Origin of the sequence: Dyella sp. M7H15-1 (assembly GCF_004114615.1) — a bacterium.
Classification (GTDB): domain Bacteria; phylum Pseudomonadota; class Gammaproteobacteria; order Xanthomonadales; family Rhodanobacteraceae; genus Dyella_B.
Map to the genome: position 1 here is coordinate 3,434,128 of NZ_CP035300.1, position 22,089 is coordinate 3,456,216.

Annotated in this window: 23 protein-coding genes; 9 read left to right on the plus strand and 14 right to left on the minus strand. The window is 59.5% G+C overall.

From position 1 onward, the window contains the following. Positions 1-27: 27 nt before the first annotated feature. On the plus strand, positions 28-1,635 hold the full coding sequence (locus tag EO087_RS15705; protein WP_128899681.1) for a CocE/NonD family hydrolase: 1,608 nt from the start codon (positions 28-30) through the stop codon (positions 1,633-1,635). A gap of 80 nt (positions 1,636-1,715) precedes the next feature. On the opposite strand, the gene hemE is transcribed toward EO087_RS15705, so the two are convergent. From hemE to EO087_RS15735, 6 genes are all read right to left on the minus strand, one after another. Further along, entirely contained in the window at positions 1,716-2,786 is a 1,071-nt protein-coding gene (gene hemE / locus EO087_RS15710) for a uroporphyrinogen decarboxylase (RefSeq protein WP_128899682.1), read from the minus strand. A gap of 2 nt (positions 2,787-2,788) precedes the next feature. Further along, entirely contained in the window at positions 2,789-3,052 is a 264-nt protein-coding gene (locus tag EO087_RS15715) for a WGR domain-containing protein (protein ID WP_128899993.1), read from the minus strand. A gap of 149 nt (positions 3,053-3,201) precedes the next feature. Continuing rightward, the gene (gene aroB, locus EO087_RS15720) at positions 3,202-4,302 is read right to left on the minus strand and encodes a 3-dehydroquinate synthase (RefSeq protein ID WP_128899994.1); all 1,101 of its coding nucleotides are present in this window, start codon (positions 4,300-4,302) and stop codon (positions 3,202-3,204) included. Next, positions 4,302-4,844, minus strand: a complete 543-nt coding sequence (locus tag EO087_RS15725) for a shikimate kinase (protein ID WP_128899683.1) — start codon at positions 4,842-4,844, stop codon at positions 4,302-4,304. The genes aroB and EO087_RS15725 overlap by 1 nt, the downstream gene beginning before the upstream one ends. A 95-nt stretch (positions 4,845-4,939) precedes the next feature. Continuing rightward, complete coding sequence (locus EO087_RS15730) at positions 4,940-5,686, minus strand: response regulator transcription factor (RefSeq protein WP_128899684.1); 747 nt, start codon at positions 5,684-5,686, stop codon at positions 4,940-4,942. A 379-nt stretch (positions 5,687-6,065) separates the two neighbouring features. Beyond that, positions 6,066-6,896, minus strand: coding sequence for a kinase (locus EO087_RS15735; protein ID WP_128899995.1), 831 nt, complete (start codon positions 6,894-6,896; stop codon positions 6,066-6,068). Between the two features lie 40 nt (positions 6,897-6,936). Between EO087_RS15735 and pdxH the strand changes: the two genes are divergently transcribed. Continuing rightward, entirely contained in the window at positions 6,937-7,524 is a 588-nt protein-coding gene (gene pdxH / locus EO087_RS15740; protein WP_128899685.1) for a pyridoxamine 5'-phosphate oxidase, read from the plus strand. A gap of 77 nt (positions 7,525-7,601) precedes the next feature. Further along, complete coding sequence (locus EO087_RS15745) at positions 7,602-8,411, plus strand: cobalamin-binding protein (RefSeq protein WP_128899686.1); 810 nt, start codon at positions 7,602-7,604, stop codon at positions 8,409-8,411. Positions 8,412-8,437: 26 nt separating this feature from the next. Here the strand turns inward: EO087_RS15745 and EO087_RS15750 are convergent, their stop codons facing one another. Beyond that, a complete protein-coding gene (locus EO087_RS15750; protein WP_128899687.1) occupies positions 8,438-9,013 on the minus strand; it encodes a YggT family protein in 576 nt (191 codons plus the stop codon). Positions 9,014-9,017: 4 nt separating this feature from the next. After that, positions 9,018-9,839, minus strand: a complete 822-nt coding sequence (proC, locus tag EO087_RS15755; RefSeq protein WP_128899688.1) for a pyrroline-5-carboxylate reductase — start codon at positions 9,837-9,839, stop codon at positions 9,018-9,020. 221 nt (positions 9,840-10,060) lie between these two features. Between proC and EO087_RS15760 the strand changes: the two genes are divergently transcribed. Together EO087_RS15760 and EO087_RS15765 are read left to right on the plus strand one after the other, a co-directional pair. Beyond that, positions 10,061-11,098 carry a type IV pilus twitching motility protein PilT gene (locus tag EO087_RS15760; protein WP_128899689.1) on the plus strand — a complete coding sequence of 346 codons (1,038 nt, stop codon included), beginning with the start codon at positions 10,061-10,063 and terminating at the stop codon, positions 11,096-11,098. 109 nt (positions 11,099-11,207) lie between these two features. After that, positions 11,208-12,377 carry a PilT/PilU family type 4a pilus ATPase gene (locus EO087_RS15765; RefSeq protein ID WP_128899690.1) on the plus strand — a complete coding sequence of 390 codons (1,170 nt, stop codon included), beginning with the start codon at positions 11,208-11,210 and terminating at the stop codon, positions 12,375-12,377. Positions 12,378-12,419: 42 nt separating this feature from the next. Here EO087_RS15765 and EO087_RS15770 read toward each other — a convergent pair whose 3' ends face one another. The 6 genes from EO087_RS15770 to gshB all read right to left on the minus strand — a co-directional run bounded on the left by EO087_RS15770 (position 12,420) and on the right by gshB (position 18,217). After that, positions 12,420-14,183 carry a hypothetical protein gene (locus tag EO087_RS15770; protein WP_128899691.1) on the minus strand — a complete coding sequence of 588 codons (1,764 nt, stop codon included), beginning with the start codon at positions 14,181-14,183 and terminating at the stop codon, positions 12,420-12,422. A 106-nt stretch (positions 14,184-14,289) separates the two neighbouring features. Then, on the minus strand, positions 14,290-15,216 hold the full coding sequence (locus tag EO087_RS15775; RefSeq protein WP_128899692.1) for an aspartate carbamoyltransferase catalytic subunit: 927 nt from the start codon (positions 15,214-15,216) through the stop codon (positions 14,290-14,292). A gap of 92 nt (positions 15,217-15,308) precedes the next feature. Beyond that, a complete protein-coding gene (ruvX, locus tag EO087_RS15780; protein ID WP_128899693.1) occupies positions 15,309-15,740 on the minus strand; it encodes a Holliday junction resolvase RuvX in 432 nt (143 codons plus the stop codon). Further along, positions 15,737-16,306 (minus strand): YqgE/AlgH family protein, encoded by a 570-nt coding sequence (locus EO087_RS15785; protein ID WP_128899694.1) that lies wholly within the window; start codon positions 16,304-16,306, stop codon positions 15,737-15,739. Before EO087_RS15785 ends, ruvX begins: the two co-directional genes overlap by 4 nt. A gap of 91 nt (positions 16,307-16,397) precedes the next feature. Continuing rightward, positions 16,398-17,258: an energy transducer TonB gene (locus EO087_RS15790; RefSeq protein ID WP_128899695.1), complete on the minus strand. Its 861-nt coding sequence runs from the start codon at positions 17,256-17,258 to the stop codon at positions 16,398-16,400. Beyond that, entirely contained in the window at positions 17,255-18,217 is a 963-nt protein-coding gene (gene gshB / locus EO087_RS15795) for a glutathione synthase (protein WP_128899696.1), read from the minus strand. Before gshB ends, EO087_RS15790 begins: the two co-directional genes overlap by 4 nt. 337 nt (positions 18,218-18,554) lie before the next feature. Between gshB and EO087_RS15800 the strand changes: the two genes are divergently transcribed. The 4 genes from EO087_RS15800 to EO087_RS15815 all read left to right on the plus strand — a co-directional run bounded on the left by EO087_RS15800 (position 18,555) and on the right by EO087_RS15815 (position 22,064). Beyond that, positions 18,555-18,917, plus strand: a complete 363-nt coding sequence (locus EO087_RS15800) for a response regulator (protein WP_128899996.1) — start codon at positions 18,555-18,557, stop codon at positions 18,915-18,917. Positions 18,918-18,938: 21 nt separating this feature from the next. Next, entirely contained in the window at positions 18,939-19,310 is a 372-nt protein-coding gene (locus EO087_RS15805) for a response regulator (protein WP_128899697.1), read from the plus strand. A 7-nt stretch (positions 19,311-19,317) separates the two neighbouring features. Next, on the plus strand, positions 19,318-19,860 hold the full coding sequence (locus EO087_RS15810) for a chemotaxis protein CheW (protein WP_128899698.1): 543 nt from the start codon (positions 19,318-19,320) through the stop codon (positions 19,858-19,860). Positions 19,861-20,018: 158 nt separating this feature from the next. Next, positions 20,019-22,064, plus strand: coding sequence for a methyl-accepting chemotaxis protein (locus EO087_RS15815; RefSeq protein ID WP_128899699.1), 2,046 nt, complete (start codon positions 20,019-20,021; stop codon positions 22,062-22,064). Positions 22,065-22,089: the final 25 nt, after the last annotated feature.

Below are 22,089 nucleotides of genomic sequence, written 5' to 3' on the forward strand. Positions count from 1 at the left end.
CGTCTCTCACATATCCGCGGAGGGTCTATGCGATACACAGCAGTGTTGTTTACCTTGCTGGCATCCGCCATGGCTACGACGGTGATGGCGCAAAGTCTTCCTGGCACAGTCACATCCATCGCCACACCGGATGGGTATCAGTTGCAGGTTTACGTTGCCGTGCCCGCAGGGCGGGGCAGTGGTCCCTTTCCGCTGGTGGTCATGCCATCCAGTTGGGGCGTGAACTACGCGGAATACGTGGGCGAAGCGAATGTGCTGGCCCATGGCGGCTATGTCGTGGTCAGCTACAGCTCGCGCGGGTTCGGCATCGGCTGCGCACTTGATCCAACATGCGGCTATATCGATATGGCTGGACCGTTGACCGTAGGCGATGTAAGCACGGTCATCACCTGGGCCTTGAACAACACGCCGTCCAATAAGGACGAGATCGGTGTTTCCGGTATTTCCTACGGTGCGGGCACCAGTCTGTTGGCCGCTGAAAACGATTCGCGCATCAAGGCGGTGGCCTCGATGAGCACATGGGCGGATTTAATAGCCTCGCTAAACGCCAATCAAACACCCAGCCAGCAAGGCATTGGCTTGCTGGCGTTTGCCAGCTATCTGGGCAAACCGGGTGCGCTGTTGACGCAGGCCAACGAAGATGTGCTTGCGCTCAATTTCGCTGGCGCGGTACACGCCGTCGAGAACGATCCGGACACGCCAGGGCGCTCACCAATCAACCGCGTTGCCCAGATCAATGCGAATGGCCCAGCGGTGTTTGTCGCCAATGATTTCGAAGACAGCCTGTTTGTGCCCAGCCAGTTGATCAACTTCTACAATCAACTCACCGTGCCGAAGATGATGATGTTCTCGCATGGTGATCACACCACCGCCGAACTGACCGGCGCGGCAGGTTTTCCCAACGAGATCTACACCGCCGTCAATGCGTGGTTCGATCATTATCTGAAAGGCGTTAACAACGGCATCAATATCCAGCAGCCAGTACAACTGAAATCGCAGACGGGCGTCTGGAGCACTTTTGCGAATTGGAGCGCTGTGCAGCAGGGGGCGGTGACGTATAACCTCACCCAGCCGGTGTCATGTGGTTTGTTGTATCAGTGTACGGGCAGTCTTTCGGCCGGTTCCGGCAGCAACTGGCAATACGGCATTATCGGCGGCTATCTGACCGCTGCGACGACCGGCATGGCCTTCGTCAGCGGCTTGCTGACCGGTTACCTGGATCTGCCACCGGCCGTCGCCCTATCATTGGTCAATCGCTGGAACGCTGGTGTGTGGGTTGGCCCGGCTGCTGCGCAAACGCAGAACTTGATCGGCATGCCTGCGTTGCAGGTTACTGTTACGCCGACCACCAGCCAGGTAACCTTGATCGCCTATCTTTACGATCTGAACTCGTCGGGTATGGGCCCATTGATTACCTGGAAACCGTACACCATCACCAACGCAGCCGTGGGTGTGCCGCAGACCATCAGCATGAATCTGGAAGCGACCAACTGGCAGATGAACCAGGGTGATCAACTGGCGCTGGTGATCAGTACCAATGATTTGCGCTATGCGGGTGTGACGCCGTTGAATAGCGATGTCACGTTCAGTTCGTCAACATCGTCACCTTCGACGTTGAGGGTTTCACTCCACTAGCGATGCTTTACTCCCTTTCACCTCCGGGACACGGGGAAGGGTCATGGGTGGCCCTGCTTTGAGGGAGTGAGGAGGAGGGTCTAGGTAGCATGAAGTTTGCGGCTGTAAGCATGCACCTCATCCACTAGTACTTGCATGTGTTCCGGATCGACTTCTGGCGTCACGCCATGGCCTAGATTAAATACGTGTCCGGGATGATTGCCGTAGCGGTCCAGTACATGACGCACTTCGCGGCGGATCACTTCAGGAGACGCGCGCAGCACGGTCGGATCGAGATTGCCTTGCAATGCCACCTTGCCATTCACCATCTGGCGAGCATCGCCGAGGTCGATGGTCCAGTCGACGCCAAGTGCGGCACAGCCGGTCTGGGCCATCGCGGCAAGATGGACGTTGGCGCCCTTGGAGAACAGGATGACCGGCAAGTCGCGTGCGTGTGCATCCGTCTTCAATGCCTCGACCACCTGTGCCATGTAGCGCAGTGAAAATTCGAGATAGGCGATCGGGCTCAGCATGCCGCCCCAGGTGTCGAACACCATCAGTACCTGTGCGCCGGCGGAGGCTTGCGCGCTGAGATAAGCCGCTATCGAACGTGCCAGGGTTTCGAGCAGTGTGTGGGCGAGCGCCGGTTCGTTCCAGCACATGGCCTTGGCGGTGGCGAAATCGCGCGAGCCTTCGCCTTCCACCATGTAGCAAGCCAGTGTCCATGGGCTTCCGGAAAAGCCGATCAGCGGTACGCTGCCGTCGAGCTCGCGCCGGATCACACGTACCGCATCCATTACATAGCGCAGTTCGGTTTCCATGTCGGGCACGCCAAGCCTCTCGACGTCGGCGCGGGTGCGCACTGGGTGGGCGAACCGCGGCCCTTCACCCTGCGCGAAGGACAGGCCAAGGCCCATCGCATCCGGAATGGTGAGAATGTCGGAGAACAGTATGGCGGCATCCAGTTCGAAGCGGCGCAGAGGTTGCAGCGTTACCTCGCAGGCCAGCTCGGGGTTCTGGGCCAGCGCCATGAAACTGCCGGCCTTGGCGCGGGCGGCACGATATTCCGGCAAGTAGCGGCCGGCCTGGCGCATGACCCAGATAGGCGTGGTGTCGACAGGCTCGCGACGCAGGGCACGCAGCAAGCGATCATTCTTCAGAGATGTAGGCATGTTTATCGGCGTCCGTGAGGGCCATCCAGCCCTTGGGCAAACATCACACGGAAGCCGCGCTTGAGTTGGGCATCGCGCATTTTCTCGAACGCGGCGATGGCTTCGTCGCGCTCCAGGTATTGGTCGCGCTTGAGCGTGGCGCGACCACCCTGCGTGCCCGACTCGCGGTACAGTGTCCAGCCACCGAGTAGATCCTGTTCCAGCAGGATCTGGACGTAGCGTGGCGGCTCGGCTGAGGCTGGCATGGTTTGCAGATAGAGGCGCATAGCTTCCAGGGGTGACATGTGCGGCGACAACGCCGCAGGTAGATCATTCTAGATGGCTGGCGTCTTGCTAGCGAGCGTTCGAATTCCGACCTATGCAGGGCGAGAGTTTCTGTCCGTCGCGGATGGTAAAGGGCAACTATCGGAACAACTCAGGTACTGCCTGTCGCTTCGTGTAGCACGGCGAGTACATCGGCTTCGTTCACGCCCGATACGATTTCCGCACGGCCCAGACCACGCCACAGAATCAGGCACAGCGTGCCTGCGATGTTCTTTTTATCCAGGCGCATCAGCGCGAGCAGTTGCTCGGGCTCAAAACCGGAAGGAACATCCGTGGGTAGGCCTGTCGTCTTCAGAAGTTGTTCCAGGCGCAGCGTATCCGCCACCGCACTCATGCCAAGCCGTTCGGAAAGTCGTGCAGCCAGCAGCATGCCGATGGCGACACCTTCGCCGTGAAGCAGGGTGGTGTAGTGCCCTGCTGTTTCCAGGGCGTGGCCGAAGGTGTGTCCCAGGTTGAGCAGTGCCCGTTCGCCTTGTTCTGTTTCATCGCGAGCGACAACCCCAGCCTTGTAACGTACTTTGGTGGCGATGGCCTGGATAAGCGTGGTTTCATCGCGCAATGCCAAAGCGTCGGCATGTTGTTCGAGCCACGCGAAGAAGCCGGCGTCACCAATGGCGGCACCCTTGATGACTTCGGCCAGGCCTGCGCGATATTCGCGCGCAGGCAAGCTATCCAGGCTGCCGATATCGGCAACGACTGCACGCGGCTGGTGAAAGGCGCCTACCAGGTTTTTGCCGGCGGGAAGATTTACGCCGGTCTTGCCGCCGACGGAGGAGTCCACCATGGAGAGCAGGGTGGTCGGCATTTGGATAAAGTCGATGCCACGCATCCAGCATGCGGCCGTGAATCCGGCAAGGTCGCCGACGACGCCGCCGCCCAGGGCGATCACGCAGGCATCGCGCGTGGCACCAAGTCTGGAGAGTGCGTCGAGTGCACGGCCGACATTGGCAAACGTCTTGTGCGCTTCGCCATCTTCCAGCAGGAACGATGACCATTGCAGGCCATCGAGACCACAGGCAACACGGTCCAGATAAAGTGGCGCGACGGTGCTATTGCTGATCACCAATGCATGCCGTCCTCGCAGGGTTGTGCGCCAACGCGTTGGGTCATCGAGCAAGCCACGCCCGATCCACACCGGATAGCTGCGCTCGCTCAGTGTGACATTGATGGTTTCAGGTGTAAGGATGCTCATCATGCGGCTTGCCGGTTCCAGTGTTGATCGATAAGCACGATGCAGCGTTCGGTGGCGGCGGATAGCCCTTCGTGCTCGCTGCCATGGGGGATCACCAGATCGGCAATTTCCTCGTAGAGTGGGGTGCGCGTCTGTGCCATCGCTTCCAGCTTGCGTTGACGATCGGTATCGGTGAGCAGTGGTCGGGCGGTGTCGTGCGCCAGGCGTTGCCATTGCAGCAGTACGCTCACCTGTAGCCAGACCACGTAGCCACGCTCGACGAGACAGCGACGATTGGCAGGATCCAGCACGGCACCCGCGCCACTGGCCAACAGTAGCCCGTGGCGCCGGCTGCATTCCTCCAGCAAGGCTTGTTCACGCCGGCGAAACCCTTGTTCACCCTCGATCTCGAAGATGGTACTGACGGGAACGCCGGTTGCGCGCTCGATTTCCTGATCCAGGTCGAGGAACGGCATGTTGTAACGCACTGCCAACTGGCGGCCGATCGACGTTTTGCCAGCGCCGGTCGGGCCGACTAGGAACAGGTTGCTGGAAGGATTCATGACTCGATTTTAGTATGGCTTGCGTGGATCTCTAGCCATAGAGCGGCTACTTTGATGTCATTTCGAAGGGTTCATGTGTGGGTGACAGCGTGGCTTCACGGGCCACCATGAGAAGGGGGCAGTTTCCCGACGATATTTGTGGTTTGTAAGGCGAGGTCCGCTTCCATGCCGTACTTGATCAGGTCGGCATCGCGGCGAATGCCCAGCCTGCGCATGGCGCTCATCTTCTGGGTGCTTACGGTCTGCTTGCTGCGGTGCAGGCGTTCGGCGATTTCGCTAACGGTAAGGCCCGACACAAAAAGACGAACCACTTCGAGTTCGCGCATGGTGAGGTTCTTGACCGGCGAGGGTGTGGAATGGTTGCCGATGCCATGCATTTTCACGATGGCTTCGATGGTGGGCGAGAAGAAACGTTTCCCGGACAATGCGGCATACAGACTGCCGGTAACGTAGGTCAGTGAATCGGCCTTGCTAAGGATGCAATCGACACCTTGTGCGACCAGCGAACGGATCACGCCAGGGTTGTTCATCATGGTCACGGCGATCAGATGCATCTTGGGAAAGCGACGCCTCAGGAAGCCGAACAAGGCCATGCCATCACCATGCGTACCGCCAGGCATAGCGTAGTCGGATACCACCACATCGACCGGTTGCTGATTGAGCAGGTTCACCAGCTCGGTGGAATTGTGGGCAATGCCTACCACGATCACGCCGGATTGCTTTTCAAGTTCGTGCATCAGGCCTGAAAGCAACAGTGGATGGTCATCGGCGATCGCGATTCTGACCGGACGGCCATAGGCACGAAGTGGATCCAGATCAAACTTATCTTGAGTAAGGTTCATGGGTGCAATGTTCCGCTGTTGTAAGAATGTCTTCCATGACACGGACCATGGTCAGGGTTGCCTTGATTCGTTATCGAGGCGCCGATGGCCACCGTCGATGATTGTGGTAATCAGGTGATAAGTTGTTTGTCGCGTGTCAAGTTCGGATCTGTACGAAGACTTACATGTAACGTGAATCGTACATTAGCGAATATGTCTCGGTAGCCAATGTGACCTAAGCACGTGGACATATGCTCCGATCGAATGCGATGAAATTGAAGTAAGAAAATGGGCAGAGAAAGACGGGAGGATTATGTGTGTACCCTTGTATAGGGCCAATAGTTCTAATCCTAAATTCACTTGTCCTTGTCTTTATGACGCGACGTGATGGCGGATGCACTCAGCTATGGCTGAGTCCGGTTACGTGGTGTTGGGTATCGTATTCCACGCAGGTATCGGCCAATACGGGCAAGGTGGCTAGGGCATGGTGGCTGAGTCGTTCGAAATGCGCCAGGAAGCGTTTCATCGCTTCGGCATTCATCGCCAAAGGGGCGCCGCGGGCCAGTAGTTCCTTTTCAGTTTCGCTGCGCCAGCCGCGCACCACGTCCCAGTTCGGTGCCTGCAATACGATAAGGGCATCGAGTTTGCGCCACAGCGGCTGGTAGGCGCGCAATTGCTTATTGACCCAGTGGCGCCAGCGACCGTCTTCGTCCTCGGTGCGTTCCAGTTCGTTGACAGGATACTCAAGCGCACTTTCCAATTGGGGCCGCAAGCCCAATGCCCAGCCTTCCACGATCACCAGGCGAGGTGGTCGGACGGCATGCGGCCAGCGTGAAGGCGGCATGCGAGTATCGCGACCTTTGTCGAAACGGGGCCAGGTGACCGGCAGTTTGTCGCAGGCGTGTGGGAGTGCGGCAAGTACAGAGAGCAACAATTCAATCTCGTGAGTACCTGGTACGCCGCGCGTGCGTAGTAGCGGATGAATCTGATGGGCCAGCGTCTCGCGCTCGCTACGCGAGTAATAGAAGTCATCCAGCGAAAGCACTTCGGTGGACCAATCACGTTGTTCAGCCTGGGTCTTGATGACCCGGGCGAGGGTGCTCTTGCCGCTTCCCTGAAGGCCCGACAGGCCGAGCACATACGGTCGGCGGGTCCGCGCGATGCGGCCGGCGTAATGATCCAGCAAGTGCTCGGCGAGGGCCTGATTGTGCGTGCTAGCATCCTCCTTCATTGCGTCATGATGACGTGCGTGAGCCACGATTCAAGTCCTTATGCTGAAACCAGAGATTCTTGACACTTTCAATACACTGCTGGACCAGGCGGTGGCCAGTGGCGATCCTGAGCCGACGGCCATGAACTTGTCCAGCGTCGATGCGGCCGGACGAGTCAGCTCGCGCATCGTATTGCTCAAGGGGGCCGACCAGCGCGGTTTCCGTTTCTTCACCAACTACCAGAGCGACAAGGGTGTGCAACTCGATGCCCATGCGCAGGTGGCCTTGTGTTTTCACTGGAAGCGGTTGCGTGAAGGGGTGCAGGTGCGCGTTGAGGGTATCGTGCGCAAGCTGCCGATTGAAGAGTCGGATGCGTACTTTGCCAGTCGCCCGCGTGGCAGCCAGATGGGTGCATGGGCGTCGCTGCAATCGCAGACCTTGCCGACCCGCGAAACGTTCGAGCAGCGCGTGGCGCACTACGAACAACAATTTGCCGGTTATGATGTGCCGCGTCCCCCGCATTGGGGTGGTTACGTGGTAGAGCCGGACATGATCGAATTCTGGTACGGCGCGAACTTTCGGCTACACGAACGCGTGCGCTGGGATCGCCACGGCCAGACCTGGACCAGTCGCCTGCTTTATCCCTGATGAGGAATACGCCATGAGCCGAGCCACTCCCGCGGAACATGTCGCCCCGCATGGATTTACTGTTTAGCCCGTTTACCATGACCGCTCAAGATTCATTCCCTCATCGCATCGTCTGCCTTACCGAAGAACCCACCGAGGTGCTCTATGCGTTGGGCGAGGAGCATCGCATCGTAGGCATTTCCGGTTTTACCGTGCGTCCTGCGCGAGCGCGCAAGGAAAAGCCCAAGGTATCGGCATTTACCAGCGCCAAAGTAGGACAGATCCTGGCCCTGAAACCGGATCTGGTGATTGGTTTTTCGGATATCCAGGCGGATATCGCACGTGAATTGATCCACGCGGGCATCGAAGTGTGGATCAGCAACCATCGCAGTGTGGCCGGCATCCTGGCCTACATTCGCCGGCTTGGCGCGATGGTGGGTGCTTATGAAAAAGCTGAGCAATACGCGCAGCGCGCCGAAGCACATCTCGCACAGGTTCGTGCCGCCACCGCACGACTGACACGACGCCCGAAGGTCTATTTTGAAGAATGGGATGAGCCGATCATTACGGGCATTCGCTGGGTCGCGGAGCTGATTGGCTTGGCGGGTGGCGACGATGTGTTCCCCGAGCATGCGCGCGAGTCATTGGCCAAGCACCGTATTCTGGCCGATGGAGCGGAGGTGGTGCGTCGTGCTCCGGACATCATTCTCGGCTCATGGTGCGGCAAGCGCTTCCGTCCGGAGAAAGTGGTGACGAGACCAGGCTGGAGTGTGATTCCCGCTGTGCTGCATGGCGATTTGCATGAAATCAAGTCACCGATCATTCTTCAGCCGGGACCGGCTGCTTTATTTGATGGGCTTGATGCCATACATGCCATCATTGTTGCGTGGGCTGCGCGGCAACGCTGAAATAATTTCCTCTCTCCTTCGGTTCATCAGCCGCCTTGGGCCAGGCGTGCGCCCAAGTCAAAAATGGGTGCCGCCAATAAAATGCGTGCCAGCAACAAGACGATCACCACAACGGTCGGTGAGAAATCGATGCTGCCCACGACCATTTTTCCGCGCAGCGGACGTAGCACGGGTTCGGTGATGACGCTGGCAAGTCGGAACAGCGGTTGATACGGATCGATCGACAACATGCTCATCAGTGACCAGCCAAAAATCACGATGATGTAGAACAACAACATGAAATCGAGCAGGTCGGCCAGTGACAGGATCAGCAATCCCGGCGCGGAAGGCAGGAAACCTCCCAGTGCAAAGATCACCATGCGTTCCACCAGCAAAGTGAGCCAGATGATCAGCAAGGCCGCGAGATTGATGCGCCGCCAATTCGGCAATATCCGGCGAATGGGAGCCAGTACCGGATTGGTATAGCGATAGATGAACTGGCTGAGCGGATTGCGGAAGTCTGCGCGCGTGGCCTCCGCCAGCAGCCGGCACAAGAACAACGTGGCGACGGCGCCAAAGGCGACCTGGATCAGCAAGGATAGCGCGTTGAGCAGGTAAGGCATCCGATCATTCCTTGTCCAGGGCGGCGGCCAACGCTTGGCCGCGGTGCGTGGCGGCCGCCACGGCGCGGGCGACAACGCGAGGCAATTGGTCGGCACTGAAGCTTTCCAGCGCAGCCTGTGTCGTGCCATTGGGTGACGTGACGCGCTGACGCAAGGTTGCGGGTGCCTCGTTGCTCTCCACCAGCATGCGGCCCGCGCCAAGGCAGGTTTGCGTGGCCAGGATGCGTGCGGTTTCGCGTGGCATGCCTTGTGCCACGGCGGCATCTTCCAAGGCTTCCACGATGACGAAGAAATAGGCGGGGCCGGAGCCGGAGAGGGCGGTGACGGTATCCATCAGCTTTTCGTCATCGATCCAGCGGGTGATGCCTACGGCATCCAGGATCAGTTGTGCTTGTTCCCGCTGCTGCGGCGTCACGCGCAGATTGGCACACAGACCGGTGGCACCCGCGCCGATCAGGGCGGGGGTGTTGGGCATGCAGCGCACGATGGGTAGCAGGTTGCCAAACCAGCGTTCGAGCTGGTCGATACGCACACCGGCAGCAATCGAGATCAGCAGTGGGCGATTGCGCTGGAGGGCATCGCGCAACTCGGCCTGAATGGCTGGCATGATCTGCGGTTTGACTGCCAGCACCAGTACGTCGGCATCTTCCGCCGCCGCCCGGTTTTCGGCAAAGGCGGCCACGCCGAAGTCGCGTCCCAGGGATTGGCGCGCCTGCGCCAAGGGCTCGGCGACGCGCAGGTTGGCGGCGGCCCCGCCCTTCTTTAGCAGGCCGCCAATCAGGCTGCGTGCCATGTTGCCGCCGCCGATGAATGCGATACGTGTCATGAGTTGTTGCTTACATCTTGGGTTCCGGCCCAATACCTTACCGGACTGGCGTCCCTAATGCTGCCGGCTGGCGAGGTCGGCGCGTAAAAGTTGAAACGCGCCCCAAGTCTCGCTTTGCGAGTCCCGAGTCCCGGGTCCTGAGTCCCGACTTGCAGAAAGACTGGCCCCCCACCCGCCGCCACAGGTAGTATCAACCCCGTTAATGAGGGGGAAACACCACCATGGATATCGCCGAACTGCTTGCCTTTTCGGTCAAGAACAAGGCGTCCGACTTGCACTTGTCGGCGGGACTGCCACCGATGATCCGCGTGGATGGCGATGTTCGCCGCATCAACATTCCCTCGCTGGAACACAAGCAGGTGCACTCGCTGATCTACGACATCATGTCGGACAAACAGCGCCGCGACTATGAAGAATTCTATGAGGTCGATTTTTCGTTCGAGATTCCCGGCTTGGCTCGGTTCCGTGTCAACGCATTCAACCAGAACCGTGGTGCGGGTGCGGTGTTTCGTACCATTCCTTCGGAAGTTCTAACCCTGGATGACCTGGGTTGTCCAAAGATTTTCCGCGAACTGATCGAACAGCCGCAAGGGCTGATCCTGGTCACCGGCCCGACCGGGTCGGGCAAGTCGACCACGCTGGCGGCGATGGTCGACCACATCAACAAGAACGAATACGGTCACATCGTCACCATCGAGGATCCGATCGAATTCGTGCACACCTCGCAGAAATGCCTGGTCAACCAGCGCGAAGTGCATCGCGACACACACGGCTTCAATGAAGCCTTGCGTTCAGCTCTGCGCGAAGACCCGGACTACATCCTGGTGGGCGAATTGCGCGACCTGGAAACCATCCGCCTGGCGCTGACTGCCGCGGAAACCGGCCACTTGGTGTTCGGCACCCTGCACACCAGTTCGGCTGCCAAGACCATCGACCGCATCATCGACGTGTTCCCGGCGGGTGAAAAGCCGATGGTGCGTTCGATGCTGTCTGAATCACTGCGCGCGGTGATTTCGCAGACGCTGCTGAAAAAAGTCGGCGGTGGTCGCATGGCGGCGCACGAGATCATGGTTGGCATTCCAGCCATCCGCAACCTGATCCGCGAGGACAAGGTGGCGCAAATGTATTCGTCAATCCAGACCGGTCAGCAATACGGGATGCAGACGCTGGATCAAAACCTACTCGACCTAGTTAAGCGCGGCCTGATCGCGCGCCAGCAAGCGATCGGGTATGCGAAGAACAAGGAGGTGTTTAAGTGATTTGCGGGAATCGGGAGTCGGGAATCGGGAATCGTAAGAGCAGTCAGCCTGACGCTTTTAACGATTCACGATTTACGATTCACGATTTACGCCCATGCGGGAGCACGCCATGAGCGAATTCGACTTCACCTCATTCCTGAAATTGATGGTCCACAAGAAGGCCTCGGACCTTTTCATCACGGTGGGTGCGGCACCCTCGATGAAGGTGCAGGGTCGCATCGTGCCGATCACGCAGAGCCCGCTGTCGGCGCAACAATCGCGCGACATGGTGATCAACATCATGACGCCTTCGCAGCGCGAGGAGTTTGAAAAGACCCACGAATGCCAGTTCGCGATTTCCGCGCAGGGCGTGGGCCGTTTCCGTGTGTCCTGCTTCTATCAGCGCAACTGTGTGGGCATGGTGCTGCGCCGGATCGAATCGAAGATCCCCACTATCGAAGAACTCAACCTGCCATTGGTGATCAAGCAACTGGCGATGACCAAGCGCGGCATCATCATCTTCGTGGGGGCAGCCGGTACCGGTAAATCCACCTCGCTCGCAGCGATGGTGGGCTTCCGCAACCAGAACTCGACCGGGCACATCATCACCATCGAAGACCCCATCGAATACGTGCACAAGCATGAGGGTTGCATCGTTACCCAACGCGAACTTGGCATTGACACCGATAGCTGGGAAAACGCGCTGAAAAACACCTTGCGTCAGGCGCCTGACGTGATCCTGATCGGCGAAGTGCGTACGCGCGAAACGATGGAGTACGCGATCAACTTTGCCGAAACCGGTCATTTGTGCCTGTGCACACTACATGCCAACAATGCCAACCAGGCCATCGACCGCATTTTGCACTTTTTCCCGGAAGACCGTCGCCAGAAGTTGTTCATGGACCTGTCCCTGAACCTTAAGGGTATCGTGGCGCAGCAGCTTATTCCCACACCGGATGGCAAGGCGCGCCGCGTGGCGATGGAAGTGATGCTGTGCTCGCCGCTAGTGCAGGACTACATCCGACAGGGCGAGATCCACAAGCTCAAGGATGTGATGAAGGAGTCCACCAACTTGGGCATGATGACCTTCGACCAGAGCCTAGTGACGCTCTATCAGGCCGGCGAAATCAGCTATGAGGATGCACTGCGCCATGCCGACAGCGCCAATGAAGTGCGCTTGCGCATCAAGCTGTCGCAGGGGGGCGATGCACATACCTTATCCCAGGGCTTGGAAGGTGTGGAGCTGGAGCAGGATCACCCCAGCCAGAACGACTTGGGTGGCGGATTCTTGCGTCGCTGATAGTAGGTAGATCGTTGGGTTTTGGCGTTAGATCGTAAAACGCTACTTCAATTCCGTATGCGTGGTGATCTCCAGCCCTTGGACACCCATTTTCACATTTACCCCGATCGCCTTGATATGCGCCGCTTCTGATTCCATGGCTGCAAATTGTGCCTTGGTGCTGGCCAGCGTAGCCTTCTCATCGCCCTGGGAATCGGAATTGTCGGGGTTCATCGCCGATGCCATGCTTGCCGTAGTCTCGGCGCGCTGCTCCATCAGACGGATCCAGTTCGCATACATGTCGCCATCAAGACGCACACGCATCAGCTCGCCTGCGTCCCCGCCGGGCTGCTTCAACAGATCTGCCAGTTTTGCGTCTTCGCCATCACCGACCGCAACGCCGAGTGACTTGGCCCCCATCGCTGCCCAGCCCGATTCGCCAAGGGCATTGGTGAGCTGGGTGGGCAGGGCGGTCGGCTTGCCGTCACTGGTGAGTTTCAGTCCGGCAATCAATGGACTGGTGACTTGCGCCATCGCCAACAGCCCAGCCGGGTTATGGGTGCCAACCAGCACACGACCGGAGACCTTTGGCATGCCATCGCCGGGGTTCGGGGTGTAGCTGTCCAGCGCAATATGCAGGCCCAGCAGATCACCGATCGGCGGCACGGCAGCTTTCTGCACGGTGTCGGCGAGGTTCTTGAAGCTGTCGTTGAGGTTGTCCAGCTTTGGGCAGGTAAACGGCTTGGCTGCCACGGCGTCCGCTTGCGCGCTCCAGAAGGCACGCATCTGGGCCATGGGCAAGGCAAGGCTGATTTCGAACGGTGAGCGCAGATCACTGCCCAGGCCTGGCAGTTCCACCTTGAGGCTATCGAACGCGCTGACGATATCGCTGGCCAGTGTTACATCGAAGCGCATGTCGCGATGCTTGTCGTCGAGGGTGGTGTAACCCATGCTCATCTGTGGCATGCGCGCGGCAATGCGATAGGCATCGGTCTGGCAGCTTGTGGGTACCTGCATCAGGTTCGCCACAGGTTCGCCCGTCTTGGCCGATTCGCTTTCGGCGCGGGCCTTCAGCAAAGCAAGCGCCAAGGGATCCTGGCCACCCGTGGCCAGCGGCAGCAGTTTGGTCAGGTCCAGTTCTCCCACCGCCCACTTGGCATAGCCCTTGGCCTTGGCCAGATCGGTCAGGGTATGGGTGTCCTGGATGCTCTTGGCTGGACGATCCAGGCCAAGTACCTGGCGTAGTAACGGCTGCGCAGCATCGTCGGATAGCATGGCCAACACAGCTTGCTTGCCGACCACGGCAATGATGAATTGCAGGTGCGAAGTAGGGGCAACGTAACGCTGATAGCTTTGCGTGCCCAGCGTGGCCACATCGAACTTCTTGCCGTAGTTGTTCTGAATTTTGGCGACGAAGTTCTGGAAAGCCTTGGCATCGGCCAATTGCATGCGCAGTACCGGCGACAGACCCTGGCCATAGAATGCAGCGTAACCCTTGGGGTCGATACCCGTTTCCTGGATTACTTGCTCGGCGGTCTTGCCGTCAAATTCGCTGGCCACGGTACGCAAGTACTTGGCCATGTCCGGATCGGTCGCATCGAGCTGGTCGGCCTGCGCTTTCATCTGGGCCACCTGGGCCGGCATCTCCGCGTCTACCTGGGCCAGGATGGCCTGGCGTGTGCTGTCGTCGAGCACGTCCAGGTTGGCAATCACATAAGGGGTATCCGCAGGCACGAAGGCCAGGGGGGCATCCTTGTCTTTGTGCGAGCAGGCAACCAGCATCAAGCCGGTCAATGCCAGCGCCAGCACGCGCTTGGTCGTACGCATAATCATCCCCGGGTTATGGTGTCGTGTCTTGCCACAACATTATGCCTGCTTCGAGCGCAAAGCGGAGGACGACTTTCTTTAGGGTCACCTTTTCTGATGGAGACGCTCAGCGCGCCAACATTTCGGCCAACACGGCCATCCGCACAAACACGCCATTCCCTACCTGTTCCAGAATGCGCGATTGCGGTCCATCGGCCACATCAGGGGCAATTTCGACGCCGCGATTGATGGGTCCCGGATGCATCACCAGACAGCCGTGTGCCGCCTTGGCCAGCCGTCGGGTATCCAGACCGTATGCGCGAAAATAGGCCGCTTCATCAGGTAGATCGATGCTGGCCATGCGCTCTTTCTGCAGGCGCAGCGTGATGGCCACATCAGCGCCTTCGATCGCTTTGTCGAAATCATCGTAAAACGTGCAGGCGGGGAGTTCGCTGGCCTCCGGCATCAGTGCGGCGGGGCCGCACAGACGGATTTCCTTCGCACCCAATGTGCTGAAAGCGTGAACGTCCGAGCGCGCCACGCGCGAGTGCTTTACATCACCACAGATCACCACGATCAGCCGGCTGAAATCCGGCTTGTGCTGGCGAATGGTCAGGGCATCCAGCAAGCCTTGCGTGGGGTGCGCGCGATCGCCGTCACCGGCGTTGATCACCGAGACGCCGCTCATGGCATGTTTCACCAGTTCGTCCGGTGTGCCTGATACTTTGTGCCGCACGATGATCGCGTCCATATGCATCGCTTCGAGCGTGTGCAGCGTGTCGAACAGTTCTTCGCCCTTGGCGGTGGAGGAGAAACTAATATTGAAGTTGATCACATCCGCGCCAAGGCGCCGCGCCGCCAGTTCGAACGAGGTACGCGTGCGCGTGGATGGCTCGAAGAACAGGTTGAGGATAGTGCGTCCATTGAGCAGGTTCAGCTTGCGCGTGCCGTGCGCGCAGGCGTCGCGCATGGTGATGGATCGGTCCAGCAAGCGCTCGATGCATTCGCGTGGCAGGTTTTCCAGCGTGGTGAGGTGGCGCAGGCGGGTAAGCATGGTAGCGAGTCTTTAAGTGTTGTTATTGGAAATAAGGTTGGTATTTTCGTGAAACGTCGCGTTTGCGTTGCGTGTCATGGAGATAACGTCATTCATGGCGCGTTCGCGCCTTCATGCAACCACCGCTCCAGAATCACGGCTGCCGCTTCCGCATCGATCTGTAACGCATCCCTGCGACGTTTCAGTCCCGCAGAACGAGCATCGGCAAAACGCTGCGCGGCCTCGCGGGAGCTGTGCCGTTCATCCGCCAGCATAACCTGCACGTTGTAACGCTTTTGCAGGTGCTTGGCAAAGCGGCGGGAGCGCCGGCTGGCGGGTTGCTCACGGCCTTCCAGGGTCAGCGGCAGGCCGACGATCAAGGTGTCGGGCAGCCATTCGCCGCACAGACTATCCAGTGCAAACCAGTCCGGGATCTCGTTACGCATCGCCACGGTGGCGAGGGCGCGGGCGCTTGCGGTAACCCGATTGCCCACCGCGACGCCGATCAGCTTGCTACCGACGTCGAAGCCGAGCACGCAGCTCATGCGTGGCCCGCATAGCCGGGCAACTGTAGCGGATCTATCCCGACCAGCGCGGCTGCAGCGCTCCAGCGCTCCTCCAGTGGAGTATGGAACACCACGCGTTCACTGGCTTCCGCGGTCAACCAAGTGTTGTCTTTCAGTTCCTGCTCGAGTTGGCCGGCGCTCCAGCCGGCATAGCCCAGCGTCATCAGGGCCGGCCGCGGACCTTCACCGGCGGCCATGGCAATCAGGATGTCCTGCGATGTGGTCACTGACCAGTCGCCGTTGATACGGTAGCTCGATTCCCAGTGCCCATGCTCGCGATGCAACACGAAGCCACGTTCCTGCTGCACCGGGCCACCGATCAGCACCGGTGCATCGGCCAACTCGTGGTCGACGCAATCGAGCCTCATTTGGGCCAGCACGTCGCCGAACCGGTACTCGGACAAACGGTTCACCAGTAACCCCACCGCGCCGTCTTCGTCGTGCTGGCACAGAAAGGCCACTCCGCGGGAAAACGGCGGCTCGGTCAGGCTGGGCATGGCGATCAGGAACTGTCCGGCTAGGGATTGAGGGGTCTTGGAATACATGGCGGCATTGTATGCCCTGTGGGTGGTCACTGTGGGTGGTCACGTCTGTATAGATCAAAGCACATCGGCTGATAACGGCATGTGCAGAAGCTTACCGCGTTTTCAGCACATCACCGGGTCGAAACTGCCACGTGCGCGTGATGTAAAGAATATCCACCTTCTCCATGCTATCCGGCGGCAAGGGCGGAAATGGTGCGCACAGCTTCACGATAGCGAGGGCGGCCTTGTCGATGACGTCATGCCCCGAGCTCTGCGTGACATCGATGCTGTGCACGCTGCCATCGCGATTGAGGCCGACGGTGAGAATCACATCGCCATGAATGCGCTGTTCACGCGCTTGCTCGGGATAATTCAGGTTGCCGATGCGTTCGATGCGATCCACCCAGCCGCGCATATAAGTCGCGTAGACGTATTCCTTGGTGTTAGTGGAAATGAACTTCTTGTGTGGGCGTTTGGCGTACGCCTGGCTTTGTTCGCGCACTTCGGCGGCAAGTTGCGCTGTCTGTTGTTCGACGCGCGCTTCATCCGCATCAGCGATCGTGTCGCGTGCATCCTTGGCGGTGTCGCTGTCGACGCTGAAGTCCGCGTTGCCTGACGTGGTAAGCATGCGCTGGTCCGTTGCCTGCTGTGGTGCTGGGGAGGCGGCATTTACGTGCTGTGGCGAGGTGCCTTGATTAGGTATGGGAAGCAGGCCGGAGAACGGTTGCGAGGGGCGGGCGGCCTTGTCGCTGTCGCCGCCGCCCTTGTTGTTGGCCTGGCCGAGGAAGTCCGCCTTGTCGGGTGCTTCGTTGTTGGCCACGTTCACCAGGGTCACGTCCAGCGTGGGCAAGGCGGGTTTGGTGGTGACGTAAGTCACACCAATGCCGAACAGCAGCAGGCCGTGAACCAGCAGCGAAAAGATGAAGGTGGCCCCGATCTTGTTATCGCCAGGACGATGGGCAACGGCATTCACGCAGGCGTTTTCTCAATCGCATCGAACAGCAATCCTGCAATATTAAGCCCGAATTGCTGGTCCAGTTCGCGTACACAAGTTGGCGACGTGACGTTGATCTCGGTCAGATAATCCCCGATCACGTCCAGGCCTACAAAACGCAGACTGCGGTGACGCAGCTCCGGGGCGACTTCAGCGGCGATCCAGCGATCGCGGTCGCTCAGCGGCACGCCTTCGCCACGTCCGCCGGCGGCGAGGTTGCCGCGGAATTCATCGCCTTGCGGGATGCGCGCGAGGGCGTAGGGCACTGGCTCGCCGTCGATCAGCAGGAGGCGTTTGTCGCCAGCGCTGATCTGCGGGATGAATTTCTGGGCAATGGCGAACTGACGACCTTCGCCATGCGAGTCGCCGCCGATCAGTGTCTCCAGCATGGAGTTGAGGTTTTTGTCGCCCGCTTTGACGTGGAAGATGCCACGCCCGCCCATGCCATCCAGCGGTTTGAGCACGGCCTCGCCGTGTTCGGCTACGAAGCGGCGCAGCTCAGTCTTGTCGCGGGCGACCAAGGTCGGTGCCATGCATTGCGGAAACTGGGTGGCGAACAGCTTTTCGTTGCAGTCGCGTAGCGCCTGCGGATCGTTGATGACTTTCACGCCGGTGCGCTGGGCGGCTTCGAGCACGACAGTGTCATAGATGAATTGGGGGTCGACCGGCGGATCCTTGCGCATCAGCACGATGTCCAGCTCGCTCAAGTTGGTCCAATGGGCCTCGCCAAGAGTGAACCAGCCAGAAGGATCGTCCTTCACCGTCAGCGGGCGCAGCCAAGCCCAGGGGGCGCCATCGCGCAGGGTCAGGTCACCCTGTTCCATGTAGTAGACGCGGTAACCGCGGCGGGATGCCTCCAGCAACATGGCGAAGGTGGTGTCCTTGGCGATCTTGATGGCGCCGATGGGATCCATGAGGACAGCGACAGAGCGGGACATGGGCAATTCCGGCAACCAGGGAAGGGTGTGCATGGTGGCTGAGGAGGTCTGTGTGCGGCAAGGCGCGGTGCTTGTCGGAAGAGGCTCGGGCGCTAAGATCCGGTTGCTGCAAGCGATTTTTCCTTGACGGAAGGCCGTGCAGGCAGTAAACAACAACGATGGAGCGCCCTGACGAAGATCAGGCCACTTAAGTAAGTGTTTTGCGGGATTTTTCATCTACATCGGGTGGTGGTCCTTGGCCGTATACCGGGTGCCGTACCTGAGCCTGGGGGGCGGGCCGCAGGGGGGTTAAGTGAACTTGAACGTAGGTACGAACGGCTTGGCCGGTCTGAAGGTTATGGTTATCGATGACTCCAAGACCATCCGTCGAACGGCGGAAACCTTGTTGAAGAAGGAAGGCTGCGATGTGCTTACCGCCATCGACGGCTTCGAGGCGCTGGCCAAGATCTCTGACCAGAAGCCGTCGATCATCTTCGTGGATATCATGATGCCGCGGCTCGACGGTTATCAGACCTGCGCGCTGATCAAGAACAATCCGCAATTCCGGGCCACGCCAGTGATTATGTTGAGTTCGAAAGATGGTTTGTTCGACAAGGCGCGTGGACGCATCGTCGGCGCCGAGCAATATCTCACCAAGCCGTTCACGCGCGATGAACTGCTGGGTGCCATCCACCGCCATGTCACGGTTTTAGGCCGGTGATGAGCTCTAAAAGGGGGAGTTGTGGCCAATATTCTGATCATCGACGATTCGCCAACCGACGTGCACGTGTTCACCACCACGCTCGAGCGTGCCGGTCACCGGGTCGATGCTGTCGACAACGCTGAGGACGGCATCGAACGCGTGCGCGCCACGCGGCCCGACATTGTCATCATGGATGTCATCATGCGTGGCATGAACGGTTTCCAGGCCACGCGCATTTTGACGCGCGATCCGGCTACCGCTAGCGTGCCGATCGTCATCATCACCACCAAGTCGATGGAAACCGACCGGGAGTGGGGCAAGCGCCAGGGGGCTAGGGCGTTCATCACCAAACCGGTGAACGATAAGGAACTGCTGGCTTGTATTGAAGAGCTGCTGCCGAAGGCGGCCTGAGGTGAGCATGAATTCCGGGTCTCTGAGCCCATTCGAGATGCTCGCCCGCTACGAGCGCCTGTCGCTGGCGCACGCGTCCGGTACGCAGGAGCGCTTCGAGGCACCGGGCTTGTGGCGTGGCATCGGTTATCGCTCAGGCACGCACCTGTTCGTCAGTGGTATCGAAGAGATCAACGAATTGCTTGCCGTACCCGCGTTGACGCCGGTTCCCGGCACCAAGCCATGGTTGCTTGGCGTGGCCAATGTGCGTGGCAACTTGATGCCAGTGATCGATCTGGCGCGTTTTCTGTTCAGCGAACACACCTATCATTCCGAGCGTACGCGCCTACTGGTAGTGCGCCAGGGCGGCGGTAGTGTGGCGCTGATGGTGGACGAAGTGTTTGGCCAGCGCACCGTAGATGTAGAGCAGCGCCGTGAAGCGGAGCCGGAAGACGATCCGCGCCTGACGCGCTTCGTTGATGACTGCGTGAATGTCGACGGGCAGCGCCTGGCGATGTTCAGCATGGGCAAGCTGGTGCGTGCGCCGGATTTTCGTCAGGCCGCGGCCTGACGGGGGCGGAGGACCGGTGCCGGGTGTGGCCGGAGTTTGTCTGTGGGTTGAGAAAGTGTTTTTCTGCACTTTTTCGATGCATAGGGCTCGTCAGTATGTCCGGATTTTCTTGGCCCGCATGCGGGTGGCCGGTTTGCAGTAACGGATGAGGTGAAGACATGAGCACTACAGGGGGCGTCGGCAAGGAGCGGGGATACACCATCCTTATCGTCTTGCTGGTGATTTCGATTGGCTTCGCGGCCATCGACTTCGTACTACTCAATTTCAAGAACGTTGAAGACCGCCAAGCGATCGTGTTGACCACGCAGATCCAGGTACTTTCGCAACAGACGGCCAAGTACGCGCTGGAAGCCTCTGGCGGTAACCCCGATTCATTTGCCGAGCTGGAAAACGCACGCGACACGATCGATTCCGCCGTGCAGCGCCTAGTCAAGGGTGATGCCAAGACCGGCATGAAGCCCTATGCCGACAAGTATGCCGACAAGAACGCCACGCCCACCGGCCGCTCGGTCAACAAACTTGCCGACGCGTGGAAGCAGCTTGACGGCGATATCGGCAAGATCCTTTCCAACAAGGCCGCGGTGCTCGACTCCTCGCAGCGCGCCGACGACCTTTCCAGGCAGTTGCCGTTGCTCAATTCCAATATGGAGCAGGTGATCAACATCCTGCAGCAGCGCAAAGGCAGCAGCGCGGATGAAATGCTTGGCGCCTCGCGCCAAATGTTGCTGGCTGACCGCATCATCCGCCGCGTGCAGGAGGTGCTGCAGGGCGGTGAATCCGAACAGGCTTCCGCCGATGGTCTTTCGCGTGACGCGCAAAGCTACGGCGAAGTGTTGAAGGGCCTGTTGCAAGGCAATCAGGGCCTGGGCGTGCAGCAGCTCGGTGACGCCAACGCGCGCAAGATCCTGGCGCAGATGCAGAGTGACTGGGACAAATTGAGCGATCCGGTCTCCAAGCTGGTGGCTGCCGCTAGCAACATCGCCGACGTAAAGAGCGCTGGCAACCAGGCCTCGCTGGACTCGCAGAACGTGTTGCTGCGCGCGAATGACCTGGCCGACCAGATCGGCCAGCTCCCGGTGCGTCGCCTGTTCCCGAATGTGTGGTGGGGTGTTATCGGTGCGATCGGCGCCACCGGCTTCGCTGTCCTGCTGGTTATCCAGCTCGTCAGCGACCAGCGCCGCCGCTTTCGCGAGAGTACCGAGCTCAACCAGCGTAACCAGGAGGCCATCATGCGCTTGCTGGACGAAATGGGTTCGCTCGCTGGAGGTGACCTGACGGTAAAAACCACTGTGTCCGAAGACATCACGGGCGCCATCGCCGACTCGGTGAACTATGCTATCGACGAATTGCGCACCTTGGTGACGACGATCAACGAAACCTCCGAGCAGGTGTCGTCGTCGGCGCAGGAAACGCAGACCACCGCACGTCATCTGGCCGATGCCGCGCAGAACCAGGCGCATCGCATCAGCAAGGCCACCACCGCGATCAACCAGATTGCGAGTTCGATGGATAACGTGTCGAAGAACTCCGCCGAATCGGCCGACGTGGCCGAGCGTTCGGTGCAAATCGCTTCGCACGGTGCGGAGGTGGTGCGCGAAACGATTTCCGGCATGGACTCGATCCGTGACCAAATCCAGGAAACATCCAAGCGCATCAAGCGCCTGGGTGAGTCATCACAGGAAATCGGCTCCATCGTGGAACTGATCAACGACATTGCCGAACAGACCAACATCCTCGCTCTGAACGCCGCCATCCAGGCCGCATCGGCCGGTGAAGCCGGCCGCGGTTTCGCGGTGGTGGCGGATGAAGTGCAGCGCCTCGCAGAACGCTCCGCGAGCGCCACCAAGCGAATCGAAACCTTGGTGCAGACGATTCAGTCCGACACCAACGAAGCGGTGAGTTCGATGGAACAGACCACCGCTGAAGTGGTGGCCGGTGCCCGCAAGGCGGAAGATGCGGGCAGTGCGCTGGGCGACATCGAACGCGTTTCGCATGACCTGTCGGCGCTGATTCAGAACATCTCCACCGCCGCTCGCCAGCAATCCATTGCGGCGACGGATATTTCGCAATCCATGAACGCGATCCAGGAAATCACCTCGCAGACGTCGCAGGGCGCAAGCCAGACGGCAGAATCGATTGGTTACCTGGCACAGTTGGCAAGCGATCTGCGCCGCTCGGTGGCGCACTTCAAGTTGCCGAGTTGAACGGGCTTACACGATGTCGGATTGG

What these genes read in the sequence shown, in the direction of transcription:
- EO087_RS15705 (WP_128899681.1), top strand. Translation starts at nt 28, where the DNA reads ATGCGATACACAGCAGTGTTGTTTACCTTGCTGGCATCCGCCATGGCT.
- hemE (WP_128899682.1), bottom strand. Translation starts at nt 2,786, where the DNA reads ATGCCTACATCTCTGAAGAATGATCGCTTGCTGCGTGCCCTGCGTCGC.
- EO087_RS15715 (WP_128899993.1), bottom strand. Translation starts at nt 3,052, where the DNA reads ATGCGCCTCTATCTGCAAACCATGCCAGCCTCAGCCGAGCCGCCACGC.
- aroB (WP_128899994.1), bottom strand. Translation starts at nt 4,302, where the DNA reads ATGAGCATCCTTACACCTGAAACCATCAATGTCACACTGAGCGAGCGC.
- EO087_RS15725 (WP_128899683.1), bottom strand. Translation starts at nt 4,844, where the DNA reads ATGAATCCTTCCAGCAACCTGTTCCTAGTCGGCCCGACCGGCGCTGGC.
- EO087_RS15730 (WP_128899684.1), bottom strand. Translation starts at nt 5,686, where the DNA reads ATGAACCTTACTCAAGATAAGTTTGATCTGGATCCACTTCGTGCCTAT.
- EO087_RS15735 (WP_128899995.1), bottom strand. Translation starts at nt 6,896, where the DNA reads ATGAAGGAGGATGCTAGCACGCACAATCAGGCCCTCGCCGAGCACTTG.
- pdxH (WP_128899685.1), top strand. Translation starts at nt 6,937, where the DNA reads ATGCTGAAACCAGAGATTCTTGACACTTTCAATACACTGCTGGACCAG.
- EO087_RS15745 (WP_128899686.1), top strand. Translation starts at nt 7,602, where the DNA reads ATGACCGCTCAAGATTCATTCCCTCATCGCATCGTCTGCCTTACCGAA.
- EO087_RS15750 (WP_128899687.1), bottom strand. Translation starts at nt 9,013, where the DNA reads ATGCCTTACCTGCTCAACGCGCTATCCTTGCTGATCCAGGTCGCCTTT.
- proC (WP_128899688.1), bottom strand. Translation starts at nt 9,839, where the DNA reads ATGACACGTATCGCATTCATCGGCGGCGGCAACATGGCACGCAGCCTG.
- EO087_RS15760 (WP_128899689.1), top strand. Translation starts at nt 10,061, where the DNA reads ATGGATATCGCCGAACTGCTTGCCTTTTCGGTCAAGAACAAGGCGTCC.
- EO087_RS15765 (WP_128899690.1), top strand. Translation starts at nt 11,208, where the DNA reads ATGAGCGAATTCGACTTCACCTCATTCCTGAAATTGATGGTCCACAAG.
- EO087_RS15770 (WP_128899691.1), bottom strand. Translation starts at nt 14,183, where the DNA reads ATGCGTACGACCAAGCGCGTGCTGGCGCTGGCATTGACCGGCTTGATG.
- EO087_RS15775 (WP_128899692.1), bottom strand. Translation starts at nt 15,216, where the DNA reads ATGCTTACCCGCCTGCGCCACCTCACCACGCTGGAAAACCTGCCACGC.
- ruvX (WP_128899693.1), bottom strand. Translation starts at nt 15,740, where the DNA reads ATGAGCTGCGTGCTCGGCTTCGACGTCGGTAGCAAGCTGATCGGCGTC.
- EO087_RS15785 (WP_128899694.1), bottom strand. Translation starts at nt 16,306, where the DNA reads ATGTATTCCAAGACCCCTCAATCCCTAGCCGGACAGTTCCTGATCGCC.
- gshB (WP_128899696.1), bottom strand. Translation starts at nt 18,217, where the DNA reads ATGTCCCGCTCTGTCGCTGTCCTCATGGATCCCATCGGCGCCATCAAG.
- EO087_RS15800 (WP_128899996.1), top strand. Translation starts at nt 18,555, where the DNA reads ATGGTTATCGATGACTCCAAGACCATCCGTCGAACGGCGGAAACCTTG.
- EO087_RS15810 (WP_128899698.1), top strand. Translation starts at nt 19,318, where the DNA reads ATGAATTCCGGGTCTCTGAGCCCATTCGAGATGCTCGCCCGCTACGAG.
- EO087_RS15815 (WP_128899699.1), top strand. Translation starts at nt 20,019, where the DNA reads ATGAGCACTACAGGGGGCGTCGGCAAGGAGCGGGGATACACCATCCTT.